We start from the raw sequence: 4220 nt of genomic DNA, 5'->3' as shown, positions 1-4220 counted from the left end.
GGCGCCCGCAACGCCCCGTTCGCCGCGCACGTCGACGGGCACGGCCGCTGGCGGACCCCGGAGGCGCTGGCACGGCACTTCCGCGACCTCGGCGTCACGCCCGGTACCCCGGTCGGTGCGTACTGCGGTTCCGGGGTCACCGCCTGCTCGGTGGTGCTCGCCCTCGAACTCGCGGGGCACCCGGAACCGGCGGCGCTGTACGCCGGGTCGTGGTCGAACTGGTCGGCCGATCCCCGGCGGGTGGCTGTCACCGGAGGCGATCCCGGATAGGGTCGGTGCCCATGCCCTCCTCGGCCGTCGTCTGGGATCCCGCCCTGCTCGCCTACGACCTGGGGGACGACCATCCGTTCAACCCGGTCCGGCTCGACCTCACGGTGCGCCTGGCGACCGCGCTCGGGGTGCTCGACGACGTACCCCTGCTGGCCCCGGACCCGGCCGGGGAGGACGAGCTGGTGCGGGCGCACACCCCCGACTACGTCGAGGCGGTCCGGCAGGCGCCGATGGCCGGCCACGACGTCGGCCACGGACTCGGCACGCCGGACAACCCGGTGTTTCCCGACATGCACGACGCCTCGGCGCTGGTGGTCGGGTCCACCCTGCTCGGGGCGCGGTGCCTGGTCGAGGGCCGTGCGGCGCGTGCGGTCGGTATCGCCGGGGGCCTGCACCACGCGATGCCGGGCCACGCCTCCGGGTTCTGCGTCTACAACGACTGTGCGGTGGCCGTCTCGTGGCTGCTGGACCAGGGTTTCGACCGCATCGCCTACGTGGACACCGACGTGCACCACGGCGACGGGGTACAGGCGGCCTTCTACGACGACCCCCGCGTGCTCACGGTGTCGTTGCACCAGCACCCGTTCACCCTCTTCCCGGGGACGGGCTACGCCGCCGAGACCGGCGCGGGCGAGGCCGACGGGACCGCCGTGAACGTGGCGCTGCCGCCCGGCACGGGGGACGCGGGCTGGCTGCGTGCCTTCCACGCCGTGGTGCCCTCGGTGCTCGAACGGTTCCGTCCGCAGATCCTGATCACGCAGTGCGGCGTCGACTCGCACGCCGAGGACCCGTTGGCGGACCTGTCCCTGAGTGTGGACGGTCACCGCCGGATCTACCGGACCCTGCGGGAGCTGGCCGACACGCACGCCGACGGCCGGTGGCTGGCCGTCGGCGGTGGCGGGTACCAGCTCATCCGGGTGGTCCCCCGCTCGTGGACGCACCTGCTCGCCACCGTGCTGGACCGGGACGTCGCCCCGACGACGCCGGTCCCCGCCACGTGGGCGGAGCAGGTGCGGGAGAAGGCCCCGAACGCGGCCCTGCCCGGCACCATGACCGACGGGGGCGCCGACTCGTTCTCCCCGTGGGGGGACGGGGACGACGACCCGGTGGACGTCGCCGTGCGGGAGACCCGGCGCGCGGTCTTCCCGTCGTACGGCCTCGACCCGGATGATCCACGGGACTAGGACGGGGCGTAACCAACGCCGACCGTCGGGCAGGAGGGGCGTCGACGATGAACAACAGCGGCGGTGAGCCGGAGTCCGGTGGGTCCGGAACGGAGCGGGGGCCCGCGGACACCGGCGGGGGACCGGACCCGTTCGCCTATCCGGCCGACTGGGAGGCCGACGTCGTGCTCAGCGACGGCGGGACCGTGCACCTGCGGCCGATCGTGCCGAGCGACGCGGACCGGATCGTCGCCCTGCACGCGCGGCTGTCCGAACGGACGCGGTACCTGCGCTACTTCGGCGCCTATCCCCGGATCCCGGCGCGGGACCTCGAACGGTTCACCACGGTCGACCACCACGACCGGGTCGCGTTCGTGGCGGTGCTCGGGGACGAGATCGTCGCCGTGGGCCGGTACGAACGGCTCGACCGCGCCTCCGCGGAGGTCGCCTTCGTCGTCGACGACGCGCACCAGGGGCGGGGCCTGGGGTCGATCCTGTTGGAACACCTCGCGGCCGCCGCCTCGGAGCGGGGGCTGCGCCGCTTCGTCGCCGAGGTGCTGGCCGAGAACGCGGCCATGACCCGGGTCTTCCGCGATGCCGGGTACCAGGTCAGCCGGGCCTTCGAGGAGGGGTTGCTGCACCTGGAGTTCGACATCGACCCCACCGAGGAGTCGGTCGCGGTGGCCCGTGCCCGCGAGCAGGCCGCCGAGGCGCGCAGCGTGCACAACCTGCTGCACCCCCGTTCGGTCGCCGTGATCGGTGCCTCCACCGATCCCACGAAGATCGGCTACGCGGTGCTGAGCAACCTCCTCTCGGCCGACTTCACCGGCCCGGTCTATCCCGTCAATCCCGAGCACGGGTCGGTGCGCGGGGTGCGCGCCTACGCCTCGGTGACCGAGATCCCCGATCCGGTCGATCTCGCCGTGGTGGCCGTCCCCGCCGGACAGGTCGAGGAGGTTCTGGACGCGGCGCTGGCCAAGGGGGTGAAGGCGCTGGTGATCGTGTCGGCCGGGTTCGCCGAGACCGGGCCGCACGGTGCCGACGCCGAGCTCCGGCTCGTCCGCGAGGCCCGCGCGCACGGGATGCGGGTCGTCGGGCCGAACGCGCTCGGCGTGCTCAACGCGGATCCGGGTGTCCGGCTCAACGCCACGCTGGCCCCCTCGCTGCCCCGCCGGGGCCGCACCGGGTTCTTCTGCCAGTCCGGGGCGTTGGGCATCGCGATCCTCGCCGACGCCGAGGCGCGGGGGTTGGGCCTGTCCACGTTCGTCTCCGCGGGCAACCGGGCCGACGTCTCCGGCAACGATCTGCTCCAGTACTGGGAGACCGATCCGCACACCGACGTGGTGCTGCTGTACCTGGAGTCGTTCGGCAACCCGCGCAAGTTCGCCCGGCTGGCCCGCCGGATCGCGCGCAGCAAGCCGGTGGTCGCGGTGAAGTCGGGCAGGCACGCCGTGCGCCCCCAGCTGGCGGCCACGTCCACCGAGATCGACGAGTCGAGTGTGCAGGCGCTGTTCGACCAGGCCGGGGTGGTGCGCGTGGACACGCTGGCGCAGCTGTTCGATACCGCGCTCGTGTTCGCCCACCAGCCGTTGCCCCGGGGTGCGCGGATCGCGATCGTCGGGAACTCGAGCGCGATCGGGATGCTCGCCGCCGACACGGCCCGGGCGCAGGGGCTGCGGCTCGGGATGGAGCCGGTGGACATCGGGTCCCAGGCCCCGCCGGAGGCGTTCGCCGCCGCGGTCGGCCGTGCGCTGGAGTCGGAGGAGGTGGACGCGCTCGTGGTGGTGTTCGTGCCGCCGGTCGCCACCCCGGGGACGGCCTACGCCCGCGCGCTGCGGGACTCGGTCGGCGAGGACCCCGCCGGATGGGCCAAACCGATCGTGTCGACGTTCCTCGCCGCCGAGGGGGTGCCCGCGGAGCTGGCGGTCACCGGGCCGGACGGTGCTCCGACCTTCGGCTCGATCCCGTCGTACCCCAGCCCCGAACGGGCGGTGAACTCGCTGGCCCGGGTCGTGCGTTACGCCGGCTGGCGACAGCGGCCGCAGGGGACGGTGGTGCGCCCGGACGGGCTGGACGTCGCGGGCGCGGAGGCCATCGTGCGGGAGCACGCCGACGGCACCGTGCGGGAGCACGCCGACGGCACCGTGCGCGAGCACGCGGAGGGCACCGTGCGGGAGCACACGGAGGACACCGTGCGCGAGCAGGGCGGCCCCGGGGACGGCGACGGACGGCCGGTGCGGATGCCCGAGGACGCCATGGTGCGGCTGCTGGACTGCTACGGGATCGGTGTGGTGCCGTTCCGCGTGGTCGGCTCCGAGGACGACGCGGTGACGGCCGCGGCCGGGCTCGGCTACCCGGTGACGCTGAAGGCGTTCGACGACAGCCTGCGCGACCGCCCCGACCTGGCCGGGGTGCGGCTGGACCTCACCTCCGAGGACTCGGTGCGCGTCGGGTACCGGGACCTGCGCGAGGTCTCCGGCAGCGGGGACGTGTACGTGCAGCGGATGGCCCCCAAGGGGGTGTCGTGCGCGATCGGACTGCGGGACGACCCCTCGTTCGGCACGCTGGTCTCCTTCGGGCTCTCCGGCGTGGTGAGTTCGCTGCTGGGGGACCAGGCGTTCCGGGCGGTGCCGCTGACCGACGTGGACGCGCGGAACCTGGTGCGCGAGCCGCGCACCGCGCCGCTGCTCACCGGGTACCGCGGGGACGAGCCCGCCGACCTGGCCGCACTCGACGATCTCGTGCTCCGGGTGGCGGCGTTGGCCGAGGACCTTCCCGAGGTGCGCG

At 74.2% G+C, this 4220-nt stretch carries 3 protein-coding genes; all 3 read left to right on the top strand.

Features of this window, described 5'->3' with window-relative positions; translation table 11 throughout:
* The coding region (locus ACTIR_RS0112665) for a sulfurtransferase (RefSeq protein ID WP_026454567.1) at window positions 1–270 on the top strand (270 nt) is incomplete at its 5' end.
* Between the two features lie 11 nt (window positions 271–281).
* Window positions 282–1454: an acetoin utilization protein AcuC gene (locus ACTIR_RS0112660; protein ID WP_026454566.1), complete on the top strand. Its 1173-nt coding sequence runs from the start codon at window positions 282–284 to the stop codon at window positions 1452–1454.
* A 47-nt stretch (window positions 1455–1501) separates the two neighbouring features.
* The coding region (locus tag ACTIR_RS23110; RefSeq protein WP_034239723.1) for a bifunctional acetate--CoA ligase family protein/GNAT family N-acetyltransferase at window positions 1502–4220 on the top strand (2719 nt) is incomplete at its 3' end.

Source organism: Saccharomonospora iraqiensis subsp. iraqiensis (genome assembly GCF_000430445.1).
GTDB lineage: Bacteria > Actinomycetota > Actinomycetes > Mycobacteriales > Pseudonocardiaceae > Saccharomonospora > Saccharomonospora iraqiensis.
The sequence above is the reverse complement of the archived record's forward strand: the minus strand, read 5'-3'. Positions and strand labels throughout refer to the sequence as shown.